The organism is Tepidicella xavieri (assembly GCF_004363315.1).
In the GTDB taxonomy this organism is placed as follows: Bacteria; Pseudomonadota; Gammaproteobacteria; order Burkholderiales; family Burkholderiaceae_C; genus Tepidicella; species Tepidicella xavieri.
The window spans coordinates 1-26028 of the sequence record NZ_SNYL01000016.1; the positions used below are offsets into that span (position 1 = coordinate 1).

Sequence of the window (26028 nt, forward strand, 5' to 3'; positions counted from 1 at the left end):
TGCTGCAGGGTTTGGTATCTCGCGTCTTCTTTTTCCATGAAAGATGGGACTACCAAATCACCAGATAGTTCAATCTTTATGGGGCCTGATCAATAAGGACGGCTAAGCCACTTGCAATCCCCGAAACCACTAACTATGACTTACTGGCTTGAAACGACTGGGCTTGCGCTCAACTTCATCGGGACACTCCTGCTGATCTGGAAGGGCCTGCCCAACCTGACCACTCTGTCGTCCGGCGCCTACACCGAAATCGAGGTGACCCCCGAGATCCGAGCCGCGCGTCGCTGGAGCCGGGCGGGACTGGTGTTGTTGGCTCTGGGTTTTGGGCTGCAACTGCTGGCCGCATGGTTGCCAGGGGACCCAATACACGCTCAAGGCTCCGCGCAGACAACATGGGCCACGCGTATGCCAGTGGTTTTACTCGTCCTGGCCGGAGTGTTGATGCCATTCGTGATCGAGGGATGCCTGGCACCACGGATGAGCCAATGCCGGGAGGGGGTGCTTATTCTGGCTGCGTCCCATCTTTTTCTTGTTTGTATCGTGCTGGCTATCGGAATGGAAATCGCGCTGGACTACGACGGGTTTGAGCAAAATGCGCTCATCGAGGCGTGGTGGCAGGTGGTGATCATCCTCACCACGTTGCTGCCGGTGGCCATGGCGGCCTACTGGTTGCAGCGCTGGAGCGAGATCAACCGACAAGAGTTCAACGGGAGTGCCAAAGGTGTCTGAGCTCATGCAGTCCCCAGCGGGATCGGCGCTCCCCTTTTTTTCAGGAGCCGGGTCAGGCTTACGCAATACTTTGAGATTGCACAGGATTGCGCATAACATATTCGCATGTGATATTTGCGCGTGGAGGGTACCATGCACTTCAACATCTACCTAGACGACGCCACCGGGCGACAGCTCGATGCCATGGCCAAGCAGGCAGGCGAAAGCCGCAATGCGCTGATCCGCAAGGCGGTCGGTGAATGGCTCGCCCGCCAGTCCCAACCCCAATGGCCGCAAGCCGTGTTGAACTTCAAGGGCATGGCCGAAATGCCGTCGTTCGAGGCGGGACGCGACCGTCTGAAACCGCCGGTGGATGATCCTTTGGCATGAAGTACCTGCTCGATACCTGCACGGTCTCTGACTTTGTCAAAGGCCAGCCCGGCGTCATGGCGCGAATCAAGGCGACATCGCCAAAACTGATCGTCGTCTCCTCGCTCACCCGCATGGAGATCGATTACGGCTTGGCTCTCAACAGCGAGCGCGCGAGGAAGCTGGCGCCGATGCTGGATGCCTTTTTCTCGGTCGTTGGCACCGTGCCGTTTGAGCAGGCCGATGCACAAGCCACAGCAGCGATTCGAGCGGCCCTCAAGAGGCAGGGGCAGCCCATCGGCGCTTACGATGCCCTCATCGCTGGCACGGGTGTGGCACGTGGCTTGATCATCGTTACATCCAACATCGGCGAGTTCAACCGGGTCAGCGGCTTGCAGGTGGAGAACTGGCGCGAGAGCACGTGAACAATCCCCCCCGAAATTTTGTCTTCCAGGAGGGCTGGCCGGATGACGGAAATGCGGGGGAGGGCTCACACGCCTTGTTGGGCAAGACTAAGTCTTGCGCGTGAGCCCGTGGGCCTATATAATGCGCAGTTCAGCGGAAATCCGTTCGCTGGAATCAACATTCGAGGTCACCTATGTACGCGGTCATAAAAACCGGCGGCAAGCAATATCGCGTTGCCGTTGGCGAAAAATTGAAAGTAGAACAGATTGCTGCGGATGTGGGCCAAGAGATCGTGATCGACCAGGTGCTGGCCGTGGGCAACGGCGACAGCATCAAGGTGGGCACCCCCTTGGTCTCCGGCGCAACGGTCACGGCCACCGTGGTTGCCCACGGTCGCGGCGAGAAGGTCCGCATCTTCAAGATGCGCCGCCGCAAGCACTACCAGAAGCGCCAAGGCCACCGTCAAAACTTCACCGAGCTGCAAATCGGCTCGATCAACGCCTGAGGAGTAGCACACCATGGCACAGAAAAAAGGCGGCGGCTCCACCCGCAACGGCCGCGACTCCAAGCCCAAGATGCTGGGCGTGAAGGTGTTCGGCGGCCAGGCAGTGTCGGCAGGCGCCATCATCGTGCGTCAGCGTGGCACCAAGTTCCACCCCGGCACTGGCACCGGCGTGGGCAAAGACCACACCATCTTTGCCACCGTGGACGGCACGGTCAGCTTCGCCACCAAGGGCGCGCTGAACCGCAAGACTGTCATCGTCACCCCGGCGTGACGACCGCTGTGGCAGCCTCGCGCTGCCTGGCACCCCGAGGGCCCGCGCTTGCGGGCCTTTTGTGTTTCTTCGTTTCAGGGACAATGCAGCCATGAAGTTTGTGGATGAAGCCTACATCGAAGTCGCCGCGGGCGACGGGGGCAACGGCTGCGCGTCGTTCCGGCACGAAAAGTTCAAGGAATTCGGCGGCCCCGACGGCGGCGATGGCGGCCGCGGCGGCCACGTGTGGGCGCTGGCCGACGAAAATCTCAACACCCTGATCGACTACCGCTATTCGCGCCGCTTCGAGGCCCAGCGGGGTGAGCACGGCAAGGGCTCCGACATGTTCGGCGCCAAGGGCGAAGACATCGTGCTCAAGATGCCGGTGGGCACCATCATCCGCAACGCCGACACGGGCGAGGTGATGCACGAACTGCTGCGCCCGGGCGAAAAGATTTTGCTGGCCAAAGGGGGGGATGGCGGTTTCGGCAACTTGCGCTTCAAAAGCGCCATCAACCGCGCACCGCGCCAAAAAACGCCCGGCCACCCCGGCGAGCGCTTCAACCTGCAACTCGAACTGAAGGTGCTGGCCGACGTGGGCCTGCTGGGCATGCCCAATGCCGGCAAGTCCACCTTCATTGCGGCGGTGTCCAACGCCCGGCCCAAGATTGCCGACTATCCGTTCACCACCTTGCACCCGAATCTGGGCGTAGTGCGCGTGGGCCCGGAGAAGAGCTTCGTGATTGCCGACGTGCCCGGGCTGATCGAGGGGGCTTCGGAGGGGGCGGGGCTGGGCCACCAGTTTCTGCGCCACCTGCAACGCACGCGGCTGCTGCTGCACATCGTGGACTTGGCGCCCTTTGACGAAACCGTAGACCCGGTGGCCCAGGCCAAAGCCATCGTCCAGGAACTCAAGAAGTACGATCCCGAACTACATGCCAAGCCGCGCTGGCTGGTGCTCAACAAGCTCGACATGGTGCCGGCCGAGGAGCGGCAGGCCCGGGTGAAGGATTTCGTCAAGCGTTTCAAGCACAAGGGCCCGGTGTTCGAGATCTCGGCCCTCACGCGCGAAGGCTGCGAGCCGCTGGTGCAGCAGATCTACCAGCACATCGCCGCCACCCGGGAAGCGGAAAAGCCCACCGTCCAGACCGATCCGCGCTTTGACGCGAGCCGCGATCCCGCGCCGCCCGACCCCACCGCGGACGACCCCCGTTTCCGGGACTGAGCGCGGCCAGCCGCCGCGCCCTGTGCCCACCGCCTGCCGCGCCGTTTCATCGCCATGTCCATCGCACCTTCCATGACCGTCGAAACTTCCCCCGCTGCCGTGGCGGCGCCGCAGGCCGCCCCCGCCGATGTGTTGCGTGCCGCCCGGCGCATCGTGGTCAAAGTGGGCTCCAGCCTGGTGACCAACGAAGGACGTGGGCTGGACGAGGCGGCCATCGGGCAATGGAGTCGCCAGCTCAGCGCCTTGGTGCAGGGGGGGCGTGAGGTCATCATGGTCAGCAGCGGCGCGATTGCCGAAGGCATGAAGCGCCTGGGCTGGAGCAAGCGGCCCAAAGAAATCAATGAGCTGCAAGCGGCGGCGGCAGTCGGCCAGATGGGGCTGGTGCAGATGTACGAAACCAAGCTGCGCGAGCTGGGGCTGCGCAGCGCCCAGGTGCTGCTGACCCATGCCGACCTGGCCGACCGCGAGCGCTACCTCAACGCCCGCTCCACCCTGCTGACCCTGCTGGAGCACCGGGTGGTGCCGGTCATCAACGAAAACGACACGGTGGTCAACGACGAGATCAAGTTCGGCGACAACGACACCCTGGGCGCCCTGGTGGCCAATCTGGTGGAGGCGGATGTGCTGGTCATCCTGACCGACCAGAAGGGGCTGTACACCGCCGATCCGCGCAAGAACCCTGCCGCGCAGTTCGTGCACGTGGCCCGCGCGGGCGACCCCGCGCTGGAGGACATGGCCGGCGGCGCAGGCTCCCGGGTGGGCACGGGCGGCATGATCACCAAGATCCTGGCGGCCAAGCGGGCCGCGGGGTCCGGCGCCTCCACCGTGATTGCCTGGGGGCGCGAGCCCGACGTGCTGCTGCGGCTGACGGCTGGCGAGCCCATCGGCACCTGCCTGATTGCCGACATGCCCAAGAAGCAGGCGCGCAAGCAGTGGATGGCCGACCATTTGCAGCTGCGCGGCGCGGTGATGGCGGACGATGGCGCGGTGGCCAAGATCGTGCAGGAGGGCAAGAGCCTGCTGCCCATCGGCATGACGGGGGTGGAGGGCGATTTCTCGCGCGGCGATGTGATTGCCATCCGCGACTTGCGCGGGGCCGAGGTGGCGCGTGGGCTGGCCAATTACTCGGCGGCCGAAGCGCGGCTGATCTGCCGCAAGTCGTCGGCGGATTTCGAGCGTCTGCTCGGCTATGCCGCCGAGCCGGAGATGATTCACCGCGACAACCTGGTGCTCACCCGGCTGGGGTGACTCGCCCGGCGCAGCGGCTGGTCTGTGGGGTGGGGGTCAGTCCCGCGGGCGGCCCAGCCGCAGGTCGCGCAGCATGCGGGCCGGGTTGCCGTTGACCGTGGTGCCGTCGCACAGGGCCGTTTGGGCCAGCGCCCAGGCAGGGCGTGCCATGGCGTGGTCGCGCAAGCTCAGCCATTCGGCTTGGGGCAGGGCGCGCCATTGCCCATCGGCCGAGGTGAAGGCCGCTGCCACCGGCATCTGCTGCGGCGTCCAGCGGGCGTAGGCTTTCATTTCGCGCGTGCGGCAGCGCACGCCTTCGTAAGACACATTCACCGCCCCGCTGGGGCTGCGGGCCACCCACACATAGCGCACCACGCCGTCGGCGCCCACGGCCAGGCTGTCGGGCACGAGGCCGTAGCGCAACTCCGAATGCACCGACACCGCGAACGGCACCAGCCGCTCGGTGCTGAACGCCGGGGGCGGCGGGACTTCGCCTTCTTTCCAGTCCAGATCGGCGGCGCCGTGCCATTGGGCGTGTGCCGCGAGGGCGTGGCTGGTCAGGGCGATGAGGGCAAGCAGGGCGGCGGGTTTCAAAGCGGTGAGCCTGTGGTGGGCAGGGCAGCGGCAGGGGCGCGCGCGGGGCGCTGCGGATGCTGGGGGTCGGGGTCGAAGCTGGCGCCGGGCGGCAGTTCCATGTGCGTGGGCACGGCCAGCTGTGGCGCATGGGGTGCCCGTGCCTCGGCCGGCGCCCGGGTGGGCCGCGGGCGGGTATTGCTGCGCAGGTAACGGTTGCGGTTGTCGGGCTTGGGCAGGTAGCGCGAGAGTTCGGTCAGCGCCATTTCATAGACGCCGCGCTTGAACTCCACCACCACGTCTAGCGGCACCCAATAGTCGTTCCAGCGCCAGGCGTCGAACTCCGGGTGGTTGGTGGCGCGCAAGTTCAGGTTCCAGTCGCCGCCAATGAGCCGCAACAGATACCAGATCTGCTTCTGTCCTTTGTAATAGCCGCGTGCATCCCGGCGGATGAAGCGGTCTGGCACTTCGTAGCGCAACCAGTCCCGGGTGCGGGCAATGATGGTCACGTGTTCGGGCTTGAGGCCGATCTCCTCGTGCAGCTCGCGGTACATGGCCTGCTCGGGGGTTTCGCCCCGGTCGATGCCGCCCTGCGGAAACTGCCAGGAGTGGGTGCGAATGCGCTTGCCCCAGAACACCTGGTTCTTCTGGTTGAGCAGAATGATGCCGACATTGGGCCTGAAGCCGTCTCTGTCAAGCATAATCAACCCCAAATTCTTAAACTGTCTCGATTATGCATCGTCGGCCCGCGCTTGGGTAGCATGTTCCGGGTTTGCCCCCGGTCCGCGCCCAGGTGGCTTGCCGGTGTGTGGTCGTGTCTGCCGTCCATGAAAGCTTCGCAATTTTTCATCTCCACCCTCAAGGAAGCCCCGGCCGACGCCGAGGTCGTCAGCCACCGGCTCATGATGCGTGCCGGCATGATCAAAAAATTCGGCGCCGGCATCTATACCTACATGCCCATGGGGCTGCGCGTCATCCAGAAGGTGGAGCGCATCATCCGTGAGGAGATGAACGCCGCCGGAGCCGTGGAGCTGACCATGCCGGTGATCCAGCCCGCCGAGCTGTGGCAGGAGACGGGCCGCTTCGACAAAATGGGACCCGAGCTGCTGCGCATCAAGGACCGGCACGAGCGCGACTTCGTCGTGCAGCCCACCAGCGAGGAGGTGGTGACCGACATCGCCCGGCAGGAACTGCGCAGCTACAAGCAGTTGCCGAAGAACTTCTATCAGATCCAGACCAAGTTCCGCGACGAGCGTCGGCCGCGCTTTGGCCTGATGCGCGGACGCGAGTTCATCATGAAGGACGCCTACAGCTTCGACCGCGACCGCGAGTCGGCGCAGCTCAGCTACCAGACGATGGCGCAGGCGTACCGGCGCATTTTCGACCGTTTCGGGCTGCGTTACCGCGCGGTGGCGGCCGACAGCGGTGCCATTGGCGGCGATCTGAGTGAGGAGTTCCAGGTGATTGCCGCCACCGGCGAGGACGCCATCGTCTATTGCCCGACCAGCGACTACGCGGCCAACATCGAAAAAGCCGAGGCGCTGGCGCCGCAGGGCCCGCGTCCGGCGCCGGGCCAGCCCATGACCAAGACGCCCACCCCGGGCAAGAGCACCTGCGCCCAGGTGGCCGAACTGCTGGGCGTGCCGCTGGCCACCACGGTGAAATCCATCGTGCTGGCCACCGATGTGCTCGACGAGCAGGGCGCCGTGGCCCAGACCCGGATCTGGCTGCTGCTGCTGCGCGGCGACCACGACATGAACGAGGTCAAGGTGGGCAAGCTGCCCGGCTTGGCGCAGGGCTTCCGCTTCGCCACCGAGGCCGAGATCGTCGAGCACTTTGGCTGCAAGCCGGGCTATCTGGGGCCGGTGGGCACGCGCAAGCCGGTGACGGTGGTGGCCGACCGCGAGGTGGCGGTGATGGCCGACTGGATCTGCGGCGCCAACGAGGCGGACTTCCACCTGACCGGCGTCAACTGGGGGCGCGATCTGCCCGAACCGGCGCTGGTGGCCGATTTGCGCAATGTGGTGGCCGGCGACCCGTCGCCGGACGGCAAGGGGGTGCTGGCGATCGAGCGCGGCATCGAGGTGGGGCACGTGTTCTACCTCGGCACCAAGTACAGCCGGGCGATGAACGCCACCTTCCTGGACGAAGACGGCAAGCCCAAGCTGTTCGAGATGGGGTGCTATGGCATTGGCGTGACGCGCCTGCCGGCGGCGGCCATCGAACAGAACCACGACGAGCGCGGCATCATCTGGCCGGATGCCATCGCCCCGTTCACCGTGGTGATCTGCCCCATTGGCATGGACCGCAGCGAGGCGGTGGCCCAAGCGGCCGAGCAATTGCACCGCGACCTGCTGGCGCTGGGCGTGGACGTGATCTTGGACGACCGCGGCGAGCGGCCCGGGGCCATGTTTGCCGACTGGGAACTGATTGGCGTGCCGCACCGCATCACCATTGGCGACAAGGGCCTCAAGGAAGGGGTGGTGGAGTATCAGCACCGGCGCGACAGCGCCGCCACCCGCGTCGCGGTGGGCGAGGTGTTGGCCCTGCTGAAGGAGAAGCTGGGGGTGTGAGATGACCGGCTGGGTGGCTGCGACCGGTGTGGACTGGGGACGGCGCTTGGCCTGGCGGGCGGGCTTGGTGGCCTGCGTGGCGGGGTTGTGCCCCCTGGCGGTGCGGGCCAGCCAGATCGAGGAGCCGCTGTCCGATTCGGTGCGTCAGGCTTTGCGGGCGGCGGTGGAATTCTCTGGCCCGCCCGAGCCTGAATTCGTCTCGCCGGAGGCGCGCATCGCCTATTTGCGTTGGCTGGGAGAACTCAGCCCGCGTCTGCAGCGGCGCAAGCCCGACTTGCAGGACCGGGTGGAATTCCTGCAGACGGTGTGGTACGAAAGCCGCCGCGCCGGCCTGGACGAGTCGCTGGTGCTGGGGGTGATTCAGGTGGAAAGCGCCTTTCGCAAATACGCGATTTCGCCGGTGGGGGCGCGGGGCTACATGCAGATCATGCCGTTTTGGGCGCGGCTCATCGGCGATGGCGACCCGTCCAAGCTGTTTCACCTGCAGACCAATATCCGTTTCGGCTGCGTGATCCTGCGCCATTACCTCGACAGGGAGCGGGGCGACCTGTTTCTGGCGCTGGGCCGCTACAACGGCAGCCGTGGCCGCGCGGCGTATCCGAACGCGGTGTTTGCCGCCCAGCGCCAGTGGCGACTGGGCTGAGGCGGCGTGGCGGCCAGCGCGCCGGCCGGTTCACTGAAGGAAGCCGATGCGCGACTTGGCGTGGCCGGCGCGGGGCAGGTCCCGCACCTCGATGGTGTCGCGCCGCTCCAGCCGGGCGTTGCCAAAGCCCGTCATGAGGGCGCGGCGCATTTCGCGCGGGGCCAGGGTGGCGAGCTGGTCGAGCACGTCGTCGGCCGGCTCCTCGGCAAACAGCCGGCCCCAGTCGTGCTCGTTGCGCAGCCCTTGGTAGATCTGGCGGGCAATCTGGCGTGCCGCTTCCGGGCTGGGCGGCTCGATCTGGAACACGTTCATCCGGTTGAGGATGGGCTCCGGGATGGTGCGCTCGTCATTGGCGGTGGTGATCCAGATGACCTGGCTGGCGTCGATGGGCACCTCGGCGAACTCGTCCACGAAGCGTTGGGCCGTGTCGTGTTCGAGCAGGCTGTACAGGGCGCCAAGGGGGTCGTACTGGGCATCGGCGCTGGCTTTGTCGATCTCATCGACCACGATGACCGGGTTGGCGTACTGGCCGTCGATGAGCGCCTCGAACACCTTGCCGGGCTTGGCCCCCTTCCATTGCGAGGAAGAGCCTGACAGCAGCCAGCCGGCGGTCATGGAGCTCATCGGCACCAGGCTCATGGTGGTGCCCAGGAGTTCGGCCAGTTTGTGCGCGAAGTGGGTTTTGCCCACCCCGGGCGGGCCCAGCAGCAGCATGGGCGTGACTTCGAGGTGATCCTGGCTGTCCTGGCTCAGGGCCACATGGCGTTTGACGTCGTCGAGCACGTCTGCGAAGTTGGGGAGCTGCTCGTACAGGGGGGCCATGTCGGGCACGCCCGAGGGCTTGACGGCGAAGCGTTGCGGCCCGCGCTCCAGCATGCGCTCGTAGGTGGCGCGCAGGCTTTCGTGTTCGCGCTCGTTGCCCTGGGCCTGGAGTTTGGCCAGCTTGCGTTCCACGTCGTCTTCGCGGAACACGTTGCGCATCCGGGCGATCGGCAGGCCCAGCGAGGGGAGGGTGAGACGTTCGGTACTCATCGGGTTCTCCTTCACGACGCTGTGCAATCATTCAAGCACAGTTCGTGCCAGCATTCAATGCCGGAAAAAACCCGATGGACGCCAGCAGTTTCGGCTTTGGCTCAGGCGGCGCGGCCGGCCAGCAGCTGTTGCAGCTCGCCGGATTCGTACATCTCCATCATGATGTCGGAGCCGCCGATGAATTCGCCTTTGACGTAGAGCTGCGGGATGGTGGGCCAGTTGCTGTAGTCCTTGATGCCTTGGCGGATTTCCGGGTCTTCGAGCACGTTGACCGTGGTGAGCGTGCGGGGATCGACGCCGCAGGCTTTGAGGATTTGCACCGCGCGCCCGGAAAAACCGCACATGGGAAAGCTCGCCGTGCCTTTCATGAAGAGCACGATGTCGTGGGATTTGACCAACTGGTCGATGCGTTGTTGCACGTCGCTCATGGGCTGCCTTTGAGGGGATGAGATCGGGACAAACCCGCATTATCGCCGCTGGGGCGTTGGCGTGCCGAGCGGCGCTTGTCCACCCGTGCAGCGGATGTGGCCTCCCAGATCCTGGCGCTGGCCGATGTGGCGGTAGCCCGCCGCGCGCAGCAGAGCGGCCACGGCCTCGGCCTGGTCCCAGCCGTGCTCCAGCAGCAGCCAGCCGTCCGGCTGCAGATGGGCTGGCGCGGTGGCGATGATTTCGCGCAGGTCAACGAGTCCGTCGGGGCCGGCGACGAGGGCCTGGGCGGGCTCGTGCCGCAGGGCCGTCAGGTGAGGGTCGTCGGCGCGGATGTAGGGCGGGTTGCTGACGATGAGGTCGAACCGTTCAGGGGCGGTGGCGGGCCAGTGGCGCAGCCAGTGGCCCTGCAGGCAGTGCAGCGGCAGGCCGAGCCGCTGGGCATTGGCCTGGGCCACGGCCAGGGCGTCGGCGCTGGCGTCCACGGCCCAGACGTCGGCGTCGCGGCGGCGGTGGCGCAACGCCAGGGCGATGGCGCCGCTGCCGGTGCCCAGGTCCAGCACCCGGGGGGCGGGGCGCGGCGTCAGCACGTCCAGCGCCCATTCGACCAGGGTTTCCGTGTCGGGCCGCGGGTCGAGCACGCGGGCATCGACGTGCAGCCGCAAGCCGAAGAAGTCGCGCTCGCCGATGAGGTAGGCCACGGGCTCGCCGTCGTGGCGGCGCAGGCACAGGGCCTCGAAGCGTGGCCACAGGGTGGGGTCGATGGGGTCTTGGTCGTGGGCCAGCAGCCAGGCGCGGTCTTGCGGGGAGCGGCCGAGTGCGTGCAGCAGCAGCATTTGGGCGTCGAGCCGCTGCAGACCCATGCCCTGGGCCCAGGCCAATGCCTCGCGCAGCGACCGGCTCACGCCAGCGCCCCATGGGCCGCTTGTTCCGCGCGACGCTCCAGCTCGGCCAGCAGTTCGGCGCCGCGAGCCAGTTGCAGGGCCTCGATGACTTCGTCGAGATCCCCCTCCATCACTTGGGTGAGCTTGTAGAGGGTGAGGTTGATGCGGTGGTCGGTGAGCCGGCCCTGGGGGAAGTTGTAGGTGCGGATGCGGTCGCTGCGGTCGCCGCTGCCGATCAGGCCCTTGCGCTCGGCGGCTTCCCGCGCGGCGCGTTCGCTGCGCTCTTTTTCTTGCAACCGCGCTTGCAGCACTTGCAGGGCCTTGGCCTTGTTGCTGTGCTGGCTGCGGCCATCCTGGCATTCGGCAACGATGCCGGTGGGCAGGTGCACCACGCGCACGGCGGAGTCGGTTTTGTTGATGTGCTGGCCGCCGGCGCCGCTGGCGCGGAAGGTGTCGATGCGCAGGTCGGCAGGATTGAGGCGGATGGCTTCGGCCTCGTCGGGCTCGGGCATCACCGCCACGGTGCAGGCGCTGGTGTGGATGCGGCCTTGGCTTTCGGTGGCGGGCACGCGCTGCACGCGGTGGCCGCCGGATTCGAAGCGCAGCAGGCCATAAGCGCGCGGCCCGGCGATGCGCAGCACCAGTTCCTTATACCCACCCAGTTCGGCCGGGGATTCGCTGAGGGTCTCGACGCGCCAGCCTTGGCGCTCGGAATAGCGGGTGTACATGCGGGCCAGGTCGCCGGCGAACAGGGCGGCTTCGTCGCCACCGGTGCCGGCCCGGATTTCCAGGAAGGCGTTGCGGTCGTCGTCGGGGTCGCGGGGCACGAGCAAAGCGTGCAGCTGCGCCTCCAGCGCGGCCAGATCGGCTTCGGCGGCGGCGATTTCCTCGGCGGCCATGGCGGCCAGAGCGGGGTCGCTGTCCTGGGCCATGGCGCGGGCTTCCCGCAGGTCGGCTTCGCGTTGCAGGTAGCGCAGGTAGGGTTGGACCACGGCATCGGTCTCGGCATGCTCGCGCGTGAGCAGGCGAAAGCGTTCCATGTCGTCCACGGCGTCTGGGGCACTGAGCAGGGCGTCGAGCTCGTGCAACCGCAGCCTCTGGCGCTCCAGCGTGTCGCGGATGAACGGCTTCATGCGCGTCGGCCCGATCCCCGCAGGAACAGCCGCGAGACGGCCTCGGCCGTGGCCTGGCGGGTGCGTTCGTCGCCCGCATGCAATTCGGCCAGAGCGCCGTGCAGCATCTTCTGGGTCAGGCCCCGAGAGAGGGCTTCGAGCACCGCGTCCACGTCTTCGCCCTTGGCCAGGAGCTTGCGCGCCCGGGCGATTTCCGCGGCCCGCCAGGCGTCGGTCTGGGCATGGAGGTCGCGGATGAGGCCGACCACCCCGCCCCGGGGGTCGCGCTGCTGCAGCCAGTGCATGAAGCTTTGCACCCCGGCGTCGATGATGGCTTCGGCCTGGGCCACGGCGGCCTGCCGGTTGTCTTTGCCGGTCTGCACCACGGCAGCCAGGTCATCGACGGTGTAGAGGTAAACGTCGTCGAGTTCCTTGACCTCGGCCTCGATGTCGCGCGGCACTGCCAGATCGACCATGAACATGGGGCGATGGCGGCGCTTCTTGAGGGCGCGCTCCACGGCGCCCAGGCCGATCAGCGGCAAGGTGGATGCGGTGCAGCTGATGACGGCGTCGAACTCGTGCAGGCGCTCGGGCAGGTCCGACAGCCGCAGCACTTCGGCGCCGAAGCGGGTGGCGAGTTTTTCGCCGCGCTCCAGGGTGCGGTTGGCAATGGCCATGCCCTTCGGGCTCTTGGCGGCGAAGTGGGTGGCGGCCAGTTCGATCATCTCGCCGGCGCCGACGAACAGCACCCGGATGTCTTTGAGGTCCTCGAACAACTGGCCGGCCAGGCGCACGGCCGCCGCCGTCATGCTGATGGAGTGGGCGCCGATTTCGGTGGAGCTGCGCACCTGCTTGGCCACCGCGAACGAGCGTTGGAACAACTGGTGCAGCGTGGTGCCCAGGGCGCCGGCGGCATCTGCCGCGCGCACGGCGTCTTTCATCTGGCCGAGGATCTGGGCCTCGCCCAACACCATGCTGTCGAGCCCGCTGGCCACGCGAAACGCATGGCGGGCGGCCTCGCCTTCCTGAAGCACATAGGCATGATCGAGCAGCGCCTGGGGCGAGACGCCGCCGGTCTGCGCCAGCCATTGCACCGTGGGCTCGAGCGCCAATTCGTCGGCCGCGCAGTAGATTTCCGTCCGGTTGCAGGTGGACAGCAGGGTGGCTTCGGGCTGGCGGGCCAGCGAGGCGCGGAAACGCTGCAGCGTCTCAGGCAACTGGTCGAGCGCGAACGCAAAGCGGCCCCGCAGGTCCAGCGGGGCGGTCTGATGGTTGATGCCGAGCGCCCAGACTGCCATAACCCCTGGATTATAAAATCCGGCCATCTTGCCGAGTCGGCGCCCCTCTTGAGCCCCTTTTGAGATCTTCATGAGCGTTCTGGCCGCCAGCCTGCATGTGCTGCATTTTTTCCTGCCGGCCCTGGTGCTGGCGGCGCTGCTGGCGCCGGCGACCGTGCGCTGGCAGTCGGGCGGGGCGCGGCGCTGGCGGGCCCGCCTCACGGGGTGGTTGTGGGGGTGGCTGGCCTTGTCGGTGTTGGGGGGCATGGTGCTGGCCGCTGGCCTGTGGTGGCTGGGCCGCGATGGCCGCATGCTGACGTACGCGGCATTGGTGGGCGTGCTGGGCACGGCGGTGGCGTTGTGGCGCTCGCGCTAGCCCAGGCGGCAGCGCCCGCCCGAGTCCCTGATGGCAATGGGTGCATGGGCCCCGGTTGGGCTGGGGGGATGTTGCGCTGCGGTAACATCTGCGGCCCAGCATCGTGCTGCCTGTGCCCAACGATATGAACGCGCCCACCCCGCTCCAGCATTTGCTTGACGCCGAATCCGACGCGCCGCGCCTGCGCGAGATCCCGTACAACTACACCTCCTTCTCCGATCGGGAAATCGTCATCCGGCTGCTGGGCGCTCGGGCCTGGGATGTGCTCAACCTGTTGCGCCAAGAGCGCCACACCGGCCGCTCGGCCCGCATGCTGTACGAAGTGCTGGGCGACATCTGGGTGGTGCAGCGCAACCCCTATCTGCACGACGATCTGCTGGACAACCCCAAGCGCCGCGCCGCGCTGGTGGAGGCCATGCACCATCGGCTGCGCGAAATCGAAAAACGCCGTCGTCCGCAGGAAGATGGCGAGCGCGATGCGCTGGTGGGCGAACTTCTGGCCGCGGCCCAGCAGGCCGTGCGCGACTTTGCCCGCATGTTCGACGACATGGCCGCGCTGCGCCAGCGTGTGCTGCGCGCCTTGCGGCGCTACACCGGCCGCGACAACATCAAATTCGACGGCTTGAGCCGCGTCAGCCACGTGACCGATGCCACCGACTGGCGGGTCGAATACCCCTTTGTGGTGCTGACGCCTGACAGCGAGGCCGAGATGGCCGGGCTGGTCAAGGGCTGCATCGAGCTGGGGCTGACCATCATTCCGCGTGGCGGCGGCACGGGCTATACCGGCGGCGCGGTGCCGCTGACTTGGAAGAGCGCGGTCATCAACACCGAAAAGCTCGAAGCCATGACCGAAGTCGAGCTGGTGGACCTGCCGGGCGTGCCGCACAAAGTGCCCACGATCTGGACCGAGGCCGGCGTGGTCACGCAGCGCGTGGCCGATGCGGCCGAGCGGGCCGGTTTCGTGTTCGCGGTGGATCCCACCAGCGCCGAAGCCTCCTGCGTCGGCGGCAACATCGCCATGAATGCGGGCGGCAAGAAAGCCGTGCTCTGGGGCACGGCGCTGGACAATCTGGCCAGCTGGCGCATGGTCACGCCCAATGCGCAGTGGCTCCAGGTCACCCGCATCGGGCACAACCTGGGCAAGATCCACGACGCCGAGGTGGCCAGCTTCGAGCTGCAGTATTTCGAGGCCGACGGCAAGACCCTCATCCGCACCGAGCGGCTCGACATCCCGGGCAAGACCTTCCGCAAGGAGGGTCTGGGCAAAGACGTGACCGACAAATTCCTCAGCGGCCTGCCCGGCGTGCAAAAAGAGGGCTGCGACGGCCTCATCACCAGCGCCCGCTGGGTGGTGCATCGCATGCCCGAGCACGCCCGCACCGTGTGCCTGGAGTTCTTCGGCAACCCCAAAGACGCCGTGCCCTCGATCGTCGAGATCAAAGACTACATGTTCGCCGAGCAGCGCCGCGGCGGCGCCATTCTGGCCGGGCTGGAGCACCTGGACGACCGCTACCTCAAAGCCGTCGGCTACACCACCAAGAGCAAGCGTGGCGGCTTTCCGAAAATGGTGCTCATCGGCGACATCGTCGGTGACGACCCCGATGCCGTGGCCCGCGCCGCCAGCGAGGTGGTGCGCCTGGCCAATGCCCGCGCCGGCGAAGGGTTCGTGGCCGTCAGCCCCGAGGCGCGGAAAAAATTCTGGGCCGATCGCAAGAAGACGGCCGCCATCAGCAAGCACACCAACGCCTTCAAGATCAATGAAGACGTGGTCATTCCGCTGCCGCGCATGGGCGAATACACCCTGGGCATCGAGCGTATCAACATTGAGCTGAGCCTGCGCAACAAAATCAAGCTGGCCGATGAGTTGCTGGCCTTCTTCCGCCGTGGCGCCTTGCCGCTGGGCAAGGTCGAGGAAGCCGGCGAAATGCCCAGCCCCGAGACCGTGCAAGACCACACCGAGCGGGCGCTGGCCGTCATCGAAGCGGTGCGCAGCCAGTGGCAGGGCTGGATGGACGGGCTCGATCAGGTGCAGCCCGACAGCGGGCGCAGCTTCTTCGATCAACTGCAGGACGGCTCGCTGCGGGCCAGCTGGAAAACCCAGATCCGCGAACCCTTGCGCGCCATTTTCACCGGCAGCGTGTTTGCCCCGGTGCTGCAAGAGTGCCAGGCCATCCACCAGCGCGTGCTCAAAGGCCGCGTGTGGGTGGCGCTGCACATGCACGCCGGCGACGGCAATGTGCACACCAACATCCCGGTCAACAGCGACGATTACGACATGCTGCAAACCGCCCACGAAGCGGTGGACCGCATCATGGTGCTGGCCCGCAGCCTCGATGGCGTCATCTCGGGCGAGCACGGCATCGGCATCACCAAGCTGCAGTACCTGACCGACGATGAACTGGCGCCGTTTGCGCGCTACAAGCAGCAGGTGGACCCCAAAGGCCACTTCAACCGCGGCAAGCTGCTGCGCCAAGGCCCTTGGTTCGACGAGCCGGACCAGCGCCGCGCCGATCTCAGCATGGCCTACACCCCCAGCTTCGGCCTCATGGGGTACGAGTCGCTCATCATGCAGCAAAGCGACATCGGCGCCATCGCGGACTCGGTGAAAAACTGCCTGCGCTGCGGCAAGTGCAAGCCGGTGTGCTCGACCCATGTGCCGCGCGCCAATCTGCTGTACAGCCCGCGCAACAAGATCCTGGCCACCTCGCTGCTCATCGAAGCCTTCCTGTACGAGGAGCAGACCCGTCGTGGCATCAGCATCAAACACTGGGCCGAATTCGAGGACGTGGCCGACCACTGCACGGTCTGCCACAAGTGCCTGACCCCTTGCCCGGTGAAAATCGACTTCGGCGACGTGTCGATGAACATGCGCAACCTGCTGCGCAAAATGGGCCGCAAAACCTGGCGCCCCGGCAACGCGGCGGCCATGTTCATGCTCAATGCCACCAACCCCGACACCATTCGGCTGGCGCGCGCCGCCATGGTCGGCCTGGGCTTCAAGGCCCAGCGGCTGGCGCACCAGCTGCTCAAAGGGCTGGCCCGCAAGCAAACCAGCGCGCCGCCGGCCACCGTCGGGCCCGCGCCGGTCAAGGAGCAGGTGATCCACTTCGTCAACAAAAAGCTCCCCGGCGGCCTGCCCAAGAAAACCGCCCGAGCCCTGCTCGACATCGAGGACAAGCACTACGTTCCCATCATCCGCAACCCCAAGACCACCACCAGCGACAGCGAAGCCGTGTTCTACTTCCCCGGCTGCGGCTCCGAGCGCCTGTTCAGCCAGGTGGGCCTGGCCACGCAGGCCATGCTGTGGCACGCCGGCGTGCAAACCGTGCTGCCGCCGGGCTACCTGTGCTGTGGCTATCCGCAGCGCGGCTCGGGTCAGTTCGACAAGGCCGAGAAAATCATCACCGACAACCGGGTGCTGTTCCACCGCGTGGCCAACACGCTCAACTACCTCGACATCCAGACCGTGGTGGTGAGCTGTGGCACCTGCTACGACCAGCTCCAGGGCTATGAATTCGAGAAGATCTTCCCCGGCTGCCGCATCATCGACATCCACGAATTCCTGCTCGAAAAAGGCATCGTGCTCGAACCCAAAGGGGCCTACCTCTACCACGACCCTTGCCACAGCCCCATGAAGCTGCAGGACCCGATGAAGACCGTCAAAGCCCTGGTGGGCGAGACCGTCGTCAAGGCCGATCGCTGCTGTGGCGAATCCGGCACGTTGGGTGTCACGCGGCCCGATATTTCCACCCAGGTGCGTTTCCGCAAAGAGCAGGAGCTGCGCAAGAACGCCGCCCAGCTGGCCGAGCTCGCGGCCCGAAACGGCGTGGCAGCCCCTCAGGGCGTGACCAAGGTCCTGACCAGCTGCCCCAGCTGCTACCAGGGCTTGAGCCGCTACGGCGACGACCTCGCCAACGGCTTGCTGGAAGCCGATTACATCGTGGTGGAAATGGCGCGGCAGATCCTGGGCGACAACTGGATGCCCGACTACGTGGCCCAGGCCAACGCCGGGGGCATCGAGCGGGTGCTGCTGTGACGATGGCCCCGTCCCACGCCTGCCCGCTGTGCGAGGGCGATGGCGGACAGCTCATCGTCCGCCGGCCGGCCTGGCGCGTGGTGCGCGTCGTGGGGCCAGAAGCGGCGGCCTTCCCGGGCTTTTACCGCGTGATCTGGAACACCCATGTGGCCGAGTTCACCGATTTGGCCGACGCCGAACAAAGCCAGTGCCTGCGTGCGGTGGCGGCGGTCGAGCGGGTGGTGCGCGAGCATCTGCGGCCCGACAAGGTCAACCTGGCCAGCCTGGGCAACGTGGTGCCCCACCTGCACTGGCATGTGGTGGCCCGCTACACCCACGACAGCCATTTCCCCGCCCCGGTGTGGGCGGCGGCCCAACGCCCCGCGGATGCCCAGGCCCTGGCCGCCTTGCAGGCGCGGCTGCCAGCCTGCGATGCCGCCATCGCCCACCTGCTGCGCTGACCCCACCCCTGTTTCTGGAGGACCCTGCCATGGCCGGCCTGAACCCCCAAAGCCCCTGTCCACAAGACATCACGGTGCATGCCCAGTCGCGCGTGCTGGAAATCGTCTTTTCCGACGGGGCGCAGTTTCGCATCCCGTTCGAGCTCATGCGCATTTATTCGCCATCGGCCGAAGTGCAGGGGCATGGGCCGGGGCAGGAGGTGCTGCAAACCGGCAAGCGCGAGGTGACCATCACCGCCCTGGCCCCGGTAGGCAACTATGCCGTGCAGCCCACCTTTTCCGACGGGCACGACTCCGGCATATTCACCTGGGACTACCTGTATTTCCTCGGCTCGCAGCAAGAGGCCCTGTGGGCCGACTACGAGCGGCGCTTGCGCGAAGCCGGCACCGACCGCGACGCCCCCATGCCACCGAAAACCCCGTCGTCATGCGGGCATGGGCATTGATTCGCCGCGGGCAGCGGCTACCATTGCAGCCATGAGCCAGACACATTTCGGTTTCGAGACGGTGGACGAGCGCGACAAGGCGCGCCGCGTGCGCGGCGTGTTCGATTCGGTGGCGCCCAGTTACGACCTCATGAATGACCTCATGTCCGGCGGTCTGCACCGCTGGTGGAAGCGCTACGCCGTCACCGTGGCCAACCCGCGGCCGGGGGATCGGGTGCTGGACATCGCCGGGGGCACGGGCGATCTGGACCTGGCCTTCGCCCCCCTGGTGGCGCCCACCGGCACCGTGGTGCACACCGACATCAACGAGGCCATGCTGCGCGAAGGCCGCAACCGCCTGCTCGACCGTGGCATCGTTCTGCCCACCGTGGTCTGCGACGCCGAGAAACTGCCCTTTGCCGATGGCTGGTTCGACATCGTGACGGTGGCTTTTGGGCTGCGCAACATGACGCACAAGGAACTTGCGCTGCAGGAAATGAATCGAGTGCTCAGGCCCGGAGGCAAATTGCTGGTCCTGGAGTTCTCCAAGGTGGCGCCCCCCTTGCAAAAGGCGTACGACTGGTACAGCTTCAACATCCTGCCCAAACTGGGGAAATGGGTGGCGAAAGACGAAGCCAGCTACCGCTACCTGGCAGAGTCCATCCGCATGCATCCGGACCAGGAAACCCTGCGCGGCATGATGCGCGAAGCCGGATTCGGGCATGTGGATGTACACAACCTGACGGCGGGCGTGACGGCCTTGCACGTGGGCATCAAGTGTTGAGGCGTTCGTTTTTTACATGAAGTGAGAGAGGCATGAAATTCTGGTCTGTGTTTCTGGCGTTGGTCATGGTGCTGTCCTCCACGGAGGTCTGGGCCCAGAAACGCCTGGGTGGGGGCATGTCGTTCGGCAAGCAGTCGGGCAACGTGACGCAGCGCAACACCCCGGCCCAGCCGGCGCAGGCGCCCACGCAGAACACGGCGCAAAACGCCAACGCCGCCAACCGGCCCGCCACCCCGCCCAACCAGGCACCGGCTTCCCGGCCTTGGGGCGCCATGCTCGGCGGGCTGGCCGCCGGTCTGGGCTTGGCCTGGCTGGCGTCGGCGCTGGGTTTTGGCGAAGCATTTGCCCAGTTCCTGTTGCTGCTGCTCATCGGCGTGGCCGTGCTGGCCGTCATCGCCTTCATCCGCCGTTCCCGGGCAGCCGGGCAGGGCCATGCGCCGTTGGCCTATCAGGGGGGCGGACAGTCGGGCATGGCCCGCAGCTACAGCCCGCACAACGTGGGCAATGACGCCTCCGCGCGCCCGTGGGAGCGTGGCAACAGCACCTTCGGCCAACCTGAGCCTGCAGGCCAGGGAGGCAGCCTCATCGGCTCGGCCCTCAGCGGCCCGCAGACCTGGGGCATTCCCGCCGGGTTCGACACCGATGGTTTCCTGCGTGCCTCCAAGGCCAATTTCATCAAGCTGCAAGACGCCTGGGACCGGGCCGACATTCCCGCCCTGCGCGCCATGATGACCGATGAAATGATCGAGCAGATCCAGGCCCAGTTGGCCCAGCGCGAACGCGAGTCCGGCGGCGCCCCCAACAAGACCGAGGTCGTGATGCTGGAGGCGCAACTGCTGGGCATCGAGGAACTGGACGACGAATACATGGCCAGTGTGGAGTTCTCCGGCCTCATTCGCGAAGAGCCTTCGGCCGGCCCCAACCCCTTCCGCGAAGTCTGGAACATCACCCGCCCCAAAACCGGCAGCGGCGGCTGGCTGGTGGCCGGGGTGCAGGCGCTGCAGTAAATCGCTGTCTTGTCCCGGCATCAGGGCCTCTGTGGAGGCCCTTTTTCTTGGGGCTTGAGGTCTGGTGCCCAGTTAGGGTGGACCCGCGTGCGCGGCGGTGGCCTGATGGGGCACACTCGAGGCACTGAATTTGTCAGGTTGCCCAAGTGATTCGTTCCCGTGCCGTTCCCCTGTCAGAGCTTTCGCGTCGCTGGCTGCTTGGGTTTCGTGCCCAGATGATCCTGTTGGTGGGTTCGCTGCTTGTCCTCATGTTGGGGATACAGGGTGCCTATCTGAGCCAGCGGTATGCCACTTTGATGGAAGATCAGATCGGCCAGCGTGCCTTGAACGTGGCCAGGACTCTGGCGGCCAACCGCCTGTTGATCGATGCTTTTGGGCAGCCGGATCCCGCCGCAATCATTCAGCCGATTGCCGAGCGGGTACGTGTGCAGACCGGTGCCAATTTCGTCGTGGTGGGCAATCGGGACAGCATTCGCTATTCACATCCTCTGCCCGATCGGTTGGGGCAGCGCATGGTTGGGGAGGACAATGATCCCGCTCTCTTACGCGGCGAAGAATACGTTTCTCGGGCCACTGGTTCGCTGGGGCCATCGATACGGGGCAAGGTGCCTGTGTGGGACGAAGCCGGCGAAATCGTGGGCGTGGTGTCCGTGGGTTTTCTGGCCAGCGAGATTCAAGACCGCATCGCTGGGGATTTGCGCAGCAACCTGTTGCTGATGCTGGGTACAGCCGGTGTGGGGCTGTTGGGGGCGGTGGCCATCGCCAACCGGTTCAAGCGCGCCATTCTCGGCCTGGAACCTCAGGAAATTGCACGCCGTCTGAAGGAAAAAGAGGCCATCCTGCAGTCGATTCACGAAGGGATCGTGGCGGTCAACGCACAGGGACGCATCACGCTGGCCAATGCAGGGGCCAGACGGTTTTTGCCGGGCGGCGATGCCGAAGACCCCGTTGGGCGTGACATTCTGGAGACCTTGCCGCACTCGCGGCTGCACGAAGTGCTGCAAACCGGCGAAGCGCAGTACGACCGCGAGACCTGGGTGGGCGAACAACTGGTGGTGGTCAATCGGGTGCCGATCATCGTCAATGGGCAGGTGGAGGGGGCCGTGGCTACCTTTCGCAGTCGCATGGAGATCCTGGAACTGTCGCGCAGCCTGGCTGAAGTCCGACAACTGGCCGATGGTCTGCGCGAGCAGGCACACGAGTTTTCCAACAAGTTGCATACCCTCGCAGGGTTGTTGCAACTCGGGCAGGTGCAGGAAGCCATTCAGATGATCGGCGAGGAAACACAACTCGAACAGGCCCGCCTGACGCTGCTGCAAAGCCGAGTGCGTGATCCGGCGCTATGCGGCCTGCTGGCCGGCAAGTTGATGCGCGCAGCCGCGCGTGGGGTCATCATCGAGGTGGACGAAGGCAGTGCTTTACAGACCGAGCTGTCGGCGCAGGGGCGCGAGGCGCTGCTCAGCATCGTTGGCAACCTGATCGACAACGCCTGCGAGGCCCCACGGCCTTCAGAGCGTGCGCCGGTGGTCCGGCTGTCTTTCACTGACGTGGGGGAGGACATCGTCATTGAAGTGGACGACAACGGCTGCGGTGTTCAGGCGCAGCAGGTCGCCCAGGTGTTTGAGCGTGGCACGTCCACCAAAGGCAGTGGCCGAGGCATCGGCCTGGCGTTGGTACGCCAGTTATGCCGGGAGTATGGCGGTGACGTGACGCTGGAGCCGGGACAGACGGTTGGGGCTTGCTTTGTCGCGGTGGTCAGCAAGCAGCGCGTGGCTTTGGCAGGGGGGGGCACATGAAGGGTGAAAATCGGCATCAGAGCCGGCGTTACCGTGTCCTGATCGTGGAGGATGACTTTCGCATCGCGCGCATCAACCAGGCCATGGTGGAACAGCATGCGGCCTTCGAGGTGGTGGGCAGTTGCCGCGACGGCCGGCAAGCGCTTGCTTGGCTGCAGCAGCATCCGCATGACGCCGATCTCGCGTTGTTCGATGTCTACCTTCCCGATGTCGAAGGTCTGTCGTTGTTGTGGGAGGCACGCCGGATCTGTCGTCACCTCGATATCGTCATGGTCACAGCCGCCAAGGAGGTGGATACGGTCGAGGAGGCGTTGCGCGCCGGTGTGTTTGACTTTCTCATCAAGCCGGTGCAGGCGGTCCGAATGCAGGCGATGCTCGATCGTTACGTGCAGCGGCGCAACATGGGGCGATTGCGTCGCGAGATCAGTCAGGAGCAGCTCGACGAAGTGCTCACCAGCGCATTGCCCGAGATTCGGGCAAGAACCTTGCCTAAAGGGGTTGACCCCCTGTCGCTGGACACCTTTTTGCAGGCACTGTCTCAGGCCAATGAAGCGCTGACAGCCAGCGATCTGGCTGAGCGCACAGGTACCAGTCGATCCACCGCGCGTCGATATCTCGAATATTTGGTGGGAACCGGGCAGGCCGTGGTGGCGCCTGCCTATGGCGAAGTGGGACGGCCGCAGCGGCTCTATCAGCTCAAGCCGAACCAGTGAACACAATGGACAAAACACCCAATTTGACCTCAACCCCTTGATTCAGGGGAAACCCGGGTGTCTGCTTGGGGAGAGGCTCCTAGCATCCAGTCAACGCCGCGATGCCGACAGGCCCGAGGCGTTTGTGGCACACCCCAACAGGAGATGACGACATGAACACCCCCCCGAATGGCCTAGCACGCCGCGATGTGCTGAAGTGGATGGGCGCCTCTGGTTTGTCCGGCATGGCGCTGAGCCCGTTGGGCATGGCCTGGGCGCAGGCTTGGCAGCCGCGGCAGGCGGTGGAATACATTGCACCGGCCAACCCGGGTGGGGGCTGGGACACTCTGATCCGAACCACGGCGCGGGTGATTCAGGAGGAGCGTCTGGCGCCTGTCAACTTTGCGCCGATCAACACCCCGGGCGGTGGCGGTGCAGTGGCGTGGGCGCAGATTGCGGCCAAGCGCGGCAACCCGCACGTGCTGTTTGCAGCCAGTCCCCCCATCATTCTGGTGCCGCTGTCGGGCGCGTCCCGTTTTGGGCACAAGGACTTCACCCCAATCGCCCGCCTGATCACCGACTACTCCATCCTGCTGGTGCGCACCGACGCACCCTACAAAAATGCGAAGGAACTGTTTGAGGCCATCAAAGCCCGTCCCAACCTGAGTGTGGGTGGCGGCTCGGCGCCCGGCTCGATGGATCACATCTCGATCGCGGGAGCCGCTTCAGCGGCAGGCGTGGCGGCGAACCGACTGAACTACATCGCGTTTTCGGGTGGTGGTGAAGCCATGACCAATCTGCTCGGTCGCCACGTGGAAGCGGTGATCACTGGTGCTGGCGAGGCCCAGGCCCAACTCAAGGGCGGTCAGGTGCGAGCGTTGGCCATTTCCGGGCCGAAACGCATGAGCTCAATTCCGGATGTGCCCACCTACCAGGAACAGGGCATCAACTTCACCTTCGACATTTGGCGCGGCATCATGGGCGCGCCAGGCATGCCTGCCGAAGCCGTGGCCTACTACCAGGATATGTATGCCCGGATGCTCAAGACACCAACCTGGGCCCAGGCGCGTGACCAACTCGGATGGATCGATGCCTACCAGAACAGTGCCGAGTTTGGCGCTTTCCTGGATGAACAGCACAAGCAATTCAGCACGGTGTTGAGCGACTTGGGGTTGGTGCGTCGCTGATTGTCGTGGCCAAGCTTTTCGGCTGGCGTCCTCCTGTAAGGGGCCGCCAGCCTTCGTGCGTGTTTTGCGTGGAGAATGTTCATGAGTGCCAATCGCATCCTGGCGCTGATCATCGGCCTGCTGTCTGTCGCTTATCTCTGGGCCGCGTTTCAGATCCCGGTCTTCCCCATTCCTCGCCCTATCGATTCAGACGCTTTTCCCAAACTGCTGGGCGTTTTGATGCTGGGGTTGTCTGTCTGGCTGTTTTTTGAGAGGGACGGTACCACCGTCCTCCCAGAGGAGGAAGATGCACGCACACTCTGGGATCGCTGGCGGTCGGTGGTTGTGACCTCTGTGGCCATCGTTATCTACGCGTTTGCGTTGGGGTGGATGGGCTTTGTGCTGGCCTCGTTCCTGCTGACTGCCGGTCTGACGTGGTTTTACGGTTTCCGGCGCCACGCCATCAATGCCATCGTGTCGTTGGCCGTGCCGCTGGGTTTGTACCTGGTGATGACCCGTTTCATGAACATCCACCTGCCGGCCGGCTGGCTGCCCATCTGACGCCAAGGAATCGACATGGACGTGCTTGACAGCATTCTTTTCGGCTTCAGCGTGGCTCTGCAGCCGGGCAACCTGATGTATGTGTTCATCGGTGTTTTCGCCGGCACCATTATCGGCATGGTGCCGGGGTTGGGGCCGATCAGCGCGTTGGCGCTGATGATTCCAATCACCTTTTCCATGAACCCCACTTCGGCGCTGATTCTCATGTCCGGGGTCTACTACGGGGCCATTTTCGGGGGGTCGACCTCATCGATCCTCCTGAACGCTCCGGGGGTGGCGGGCACCGTGGCTACCTCGTTCGATGGTTTTCCGTTGGCCAAAAAAGGGCAGGCGGGCAAAGCGCTGGCGCTTGCGGCCTGGGCATCGTTTGCCGGGGGAACCCTCAGCGTGATTGGACTGATGTTGGTGGCCCCCATGTTGGCCTCAGTGGCCGTGAGTTTCGGTCCACCGGAGTATTTTGCGCTGATGGTTCTGGGGCTGACGGCTGTGGTCAGCCTCTCGGACAAGTCCCTGGTCAAGGGGCTGATGGCAGCCGTATTCGGCATGATGGTGTCCATCGTCGGTATTGACCGGCAGACCGGCACACAACGCTACACGTTTGACTCCCTGCATCTCTTGCAGGGGATCGACTTTCTGGTGGTTGCACTCGGCGTCTTTGCCCTGGCCGAAGTGTTCGTCATGCTCCTGAAAGGGCGCGATGCCAAGGGCTATGTTCAGCAGGCCCTGGGCTCGCTGAAACTCAGCCGCCAGGAGGTGCGGGAGATCGCTGGCCCGGTGGTGCGCAGTTCCACCCAGGGTTTCTTCGTTGGTGTGTTGCCTGGGGCGGGAGCGACGGTCGCGTCCTTTTTGGCTTACATCACCGAAAAGCGCATCGCCAAGGACGGCCACACCTTCGGCAAAGGCAACATCAAGGGCGTGGCCGCGCCTGAGGCGGCCAACAACGCGGCCTGCAGCGGCTCGTTCGTGCCCCTGCTCACTCTGGGGGTGCCGGGGTCTGGTTCCACGGCTGTGCTGCTGGGTGCTCTGCTGGTCATGGGGGTGACGCCAGGCCCCATGATGCTGACCGAACGCCCTGACGTATTCTGGGGCGTGATTGCCAGCATGTACATCGGCAACCTGTTCCTGCTGATCCTGAACTTGCCGCTGATTCCGTACATTGCGCGCATCCTGGAAGTGCCGCGTCCCATGCTGCTGGCACTCATCCTGCTGTTCTGCATGATCGGTGTGTACGGGCTCAAGTTCACCACCTTCGATCTGTTGTTGCTGTTGGGTTTTGGTCTGGTGGGCTTGCTGATGCGGCTCAACGGCTTCCCGGTCGCGCCGATGATTCTCGCCCTGATCCTGGGCGACATCATGGAAGAGAACATGCGCAGGGCGTTGCAGATTTCGGGTGGCGACTGGATGGTCTTTTTGGAAAAACCGATCTCGGCCACTTTGCTGGGCATTGCAGTGGTTTCGTTGGTTCTGCCGCCTCTGTGGCGACGCCTGCGCCGGACTCGCCACTGATGAGTGGTTGGCTCTGGCAACGACCAGTGA

Annotated in this window: 27 protein-coding genes; 20 read left to right on the forward strand and 7 right to left on the reverse strand. The window is 65.4% G+C overall.

Features of this window, described 5'->3' with window-relative positions; all coding sequences use genetic code 11:
- The first annotated feature begins 135 nt into the window (after positions 1-135).
- From DFR43_RS11455 to proB, 7 genes are all read left to right on the forward strand, one after another.
- A complete protein-coding gene (locus DFR43_RS11455) occupies positions 136-729 on the forward strand; it encodes a hypothetical protein (protein WP_133598805.1) in 594 nt (197 codons plus the stop codon).
- Between the two features lie 132 nt (positions 730-861).
- Positions 862-1098: a ribbon-helix-helix domain-containing protein gene (locus DFR43_RS11460; protein ID WP_133598807.1), complete on the forward strand. Its 237-nt coding sequence runs from the start codon at positions 862-864 to the stop codon at positions 1096-1098.
- Positions 1095-1502 (forward strand): type II toxin-antitoxin system VapC family toxin, encoded by a 408-nt coding sequence (locus DFR43_RS11465; protein WP_133598810.1) that lies wholly within the window; start codon positions 1095-1097, stop codon positions 1500-1502. Before DFR43_RS11460 ends, DFR43_RS11465 begins: the two co-directional genes overlap by 4 nt.
- A 173-nt stretch (positions 1503-1675) precedes the next feature.
- Positions 1676-1987 (forward strand): 50S ribosomal protein L21, encoded by a 312-nt coding sequence (rplU, locus tag DFR43_RS11470; RefSeq protein WP_133598812.1) that lies wholly within the window; start codon positions 1676-1678, stop codon positions 1985-1987.
- 13 nt (positions 1988-2000) lie between these two features.
- Complete coding sequence (rpmA, locus tag DFR43_RS11475) at positions 2001-2258, forward strand: 50S ribosomal protein L27 (protein ID WP_133598814.1); 258 nt, start codon at positions 2001-2003, stop codon at positions 2256-2258.
- Between the two features lie 91 nt (positions 2259-2349).
- Positions 2350-3462: an Obg family GTPase CgtA gene (gene cgtA / locus DFR43_RS11480; RefSeq protein ID WP_133598817.1), complete on the forward strand. Its 1113-nt coding sequence runs from the start codon at positions 2350-2352 to the stop codon at positions 3460-3462.
- A gap of 72 nt (positions 3463-3534) precedes the next feature.
- Positions 3535-4710, forward strand: a complete 1176-nt coding sequence (gene proB / locus DFR43_RS11485; protein WP_133598819.1) for a glutamate 5-kinase — start codon at positions 3535-3537, stop codon at positions 4708-4710.
- A 36-nt stretch (positions 4711-4746) separates the two neighbouring features.
- On the opposite strand, the gene DFR43_RS11490 is transcribed toward proB, so the two are convergent.
- Both DFR43_RS11490 and DFR43_RS11495 read right to left on the reverse strand, forming a co-directional pair.
- The gene (locus tag DFR43_RS11490; RefSeq protein ID WP_133598821.1) at positions 4747-5283 is read right to left on the reverse strand and encodes a CNP1-like family protein; all 537 of its coding nucleotides are present in this window, start codon (positions 5281-5283) and stop codon (positions 4747-4749) included.
- Positions 5280-5963 carry an RNA pyrophosphohydrolase gene (locus tag DFR43_RS11495; RefSeq protein ID WP_133598823.1) on the reverse strand — a complete coding sequence of 228 codons (684 nt, stop codon included), beginning with the start codon at positions 5961-5963 and terminating at the stop codon, positions 5280-5282. The genes DFR43_RS11490 and DFR43_RS11495 overlap by 4 nt, the downstream gene beginning before the upstream one ends.
- 126 nt (positions 5964-6089) lie before the next feature.
- Between DFR43_RS11495 and DFR43_RS11500 the strand changes: the two genes are divergently transcribed.
- Together DFR43_RS11500 and DFR43_RS11505 are read left to right on the forward strand one after the other, a co-directional pair.
- Positions 6090-7835, forward strand: a complete 1746-nt coding sequence (locus DFR43_RS11500; RefSeq protein ID WP_133598825.1) for a proline--tRNA ligase — start codon at positions 6090-6092, stop codon at positions 7833-7835.
- Between the two features lies 1 nt (position 7836).
- Positions 7837-8478, forward strand: a complete 642-nt coding sequence (locus DFR43_RS11505) for a lytic transglycosylase domain-containing protein (protein ID WP_133598827.1) — start codon at positions 7837-7839, stop codon at positions 8476-8478.
- Between the two features lie 30 nt (positions 8479-8508).
- Here DFR43_RS11505 and DFR43_RS11510 read toward each other — a convergent pair whose 3' ends face one another.
- The 5 genes from DFR43_RS11510 to hemA all read right to left on the reverse strand — a co-directional run bounded on the left by DFR43_RS11510 (position 8509) and on the right by hemA (position 13230).
- A complete protein-coding gene (locus DFR43_RS11510) occupies positions 8509-9510 on the reverse strand; it encodes an AAA family ATPase (protein ID WP_133598829.1) in 1002 nt (333 codons plus the stop codon).
- 101 nt (positions 9511-9611) lie between these two features.
- Positions 9612-9938 (reverse strand): Grx4 family monothiol glutaredoxin, encoded by a 327-nt coding sequence (gene grxD, locus DFR43_RS11515; RefSeq protein ID WP_133598831.1) that lies wholly within the window; start codon positions 9936-9938, stop codon positions 9612-9614.
- Positions 9939-9977: 39 nt separating this feature from the next.
- A complete protein-coding gene (gene prmC, locus DFR43_RS11520; protein WP_133598916.1) occupies positions 9978-10799 on the reverse strand; it encodes a peptide chain release factor N(5)-glutamine methyltransferase in 822 nt (273 codons plus the stop codon).
- A 38-nt stretch (positions 10800-10837) separates the two neighbouring features.
- Complete coding sequence (gene prfA, locus DFR43_RS13720) at positions 10838-11953, reverse strand: peptide chain release factor 1 (RefSeq protein WP_133598833.1); 1116 nt, start codon at positions 11951-11953, stop codon at positions 10838-10840.
- Complete coding sequence (hemA, locus tag DFR43_RS11530) at positions 11950-13230, reverse strand: glutamyl-tRNA reductase (RefSeq protein ID WP_133598835.1); 1281 nt, start codon at positions 13228-13230, stop codon at positions 11950-11952. Before hemA ends, prfA begins: the two co-directional genes overlap by 4 nt.
- 70 nt (positions 13231-13300) lie before the next feature.
- Between hemA and DFR43_RS11535 the strand changes: the two genes are divergently transcribed.
- The 11 genes from DFR43_RS11535 (at position 13301) to DFR43_RS11585 (ending at position 25998) form a co-directional block, all read left to right on the forward strand.
- A complete protein-coding gene (locus DFR43_RS11535; protein WP_133598837.1) occupies positions 13301-13585 on the forward strand; it encodes a hypothetical protein in 285 nt (94 codons plus the stop codon).
- A gap of 124 nt (positions 13586-13709) precedes the next feature.
- Complete coding sequence (locus tag DFR43_RS11540; protein WP_133598839.1) at positions 13710-17621, forward strand: DUF3683 domain-containing protein; 3912 nt, start codon at positions 13710-13712, stop codon at positions 17619-17621.
- A gap of 2 nt (positions 17622-17623) precedes the next feature.
- Positions 17624-18061 (forward strand): HIT family protein, encoded by a 438-nt coding sequence (locus DFR43_RS11545; protein ID WP_133598918.1) that lies wholly within the window; start codon positions 17624-17626, stop codon positions 18059-18061.
- A 29-nt stretch (positions 18062-18090) separates the two neighbouring features.
- The gene (locus tag DFR43_RS11550) at positions 18091-18507 is read left to right on the forward strand and encodes a gamma-butyrobetaine hydroxylase family protein (RefSeq protein ID WP_133598841.1); all 417 of its coding nucleotides are present in this window, start codon (positions 18091-18093) and stop codon (positions 18505-18507) included.
- Between the two features lie 31 nt (positions 18508-18538).
- Entirely contained in the window at positions 18539-19270 is a 732-nt protein-coding gene (gene ubiE / locus DFR43_RS11555; RefSeq protein ID WP_133598843.1) for a bifunctional demethylmenaquinone methyltransferase/2-methoxy-6-polyprenyl-1,4-benzoquinol methylase UbiE, read from the forward strand.
- Between the two features lie 32 nt (positions 19271-19302).
- Positions 19303-20277, forward strand: a complete 975-nt coding sequence (locus tag DFR43_RS11560) for a Tim44 domain-containing protein (protein ID WP_133598845.1) — start codon at positions 19303-19305, stop codon at positions 20275-20277.
- Positions 20278-20423: 146 nt separating this feature from the next.
- A complete protein-coding gene (locus DFR43_RS11565) occupies positions 20424-22073 on the forward strand; it encodes an ATP-binding protein (RefSeq protein ID WP_133598847.1) in 1650 nt (549 codons plus the stop codon).
- Positions 22070-22786, forward strand: coding sequence for a response regulator (locus DFR43_RS11570; RefSeq protein ID WP_133598850.1), 717 nt, complete (start codon positions 22070-22072; stop codon positions 22784-22786). The genes DFR43_RS11565 and DFR43_RS11570 overlap by 4 nt, the downstream gene beginning before the upstream one ends.
- 152 nt (positions 22787-22938) lie before the next feature.
- Positions 22939-23952: a Bug family tripartite tricarboxylate transporter substrate binding protein gene (locus tag DFR43_RS11575; protein WP_211338650.1), complete on the forward strand. Its 1014-nt coding sequence runs from the start codon at positions 22939-22941 to the stop codon at positions 23950-23952.
- Positions 23953-24033: 81 nt separating this feature from the next.
- Positions 24034-24492 (forward strand): tripartite tricarboxylate transporter TctB family protein, encoded by a 459-nt coding sequence (locus tag DFR43_RS11580; RefSeq protein ID WP_211338651.1) that lies wholly within the window; start codon positions 24034-24036, stop codon positions 24490-24492.
- A gap of 15 nt (positions 24493-24507) precedes the next feature.
- A complete protein-coding gene (locus DFR43_RS11585; RefSeq protein ID WP_133598854.1) occupies positions 24508-25998 on the forward strand; it encodes a tripartite tricarboxylate transporter permease in 1491 nt (496 codons plus the stop codon).
- Positions 25999-26028: the final 30 nt, after the last annotated feature.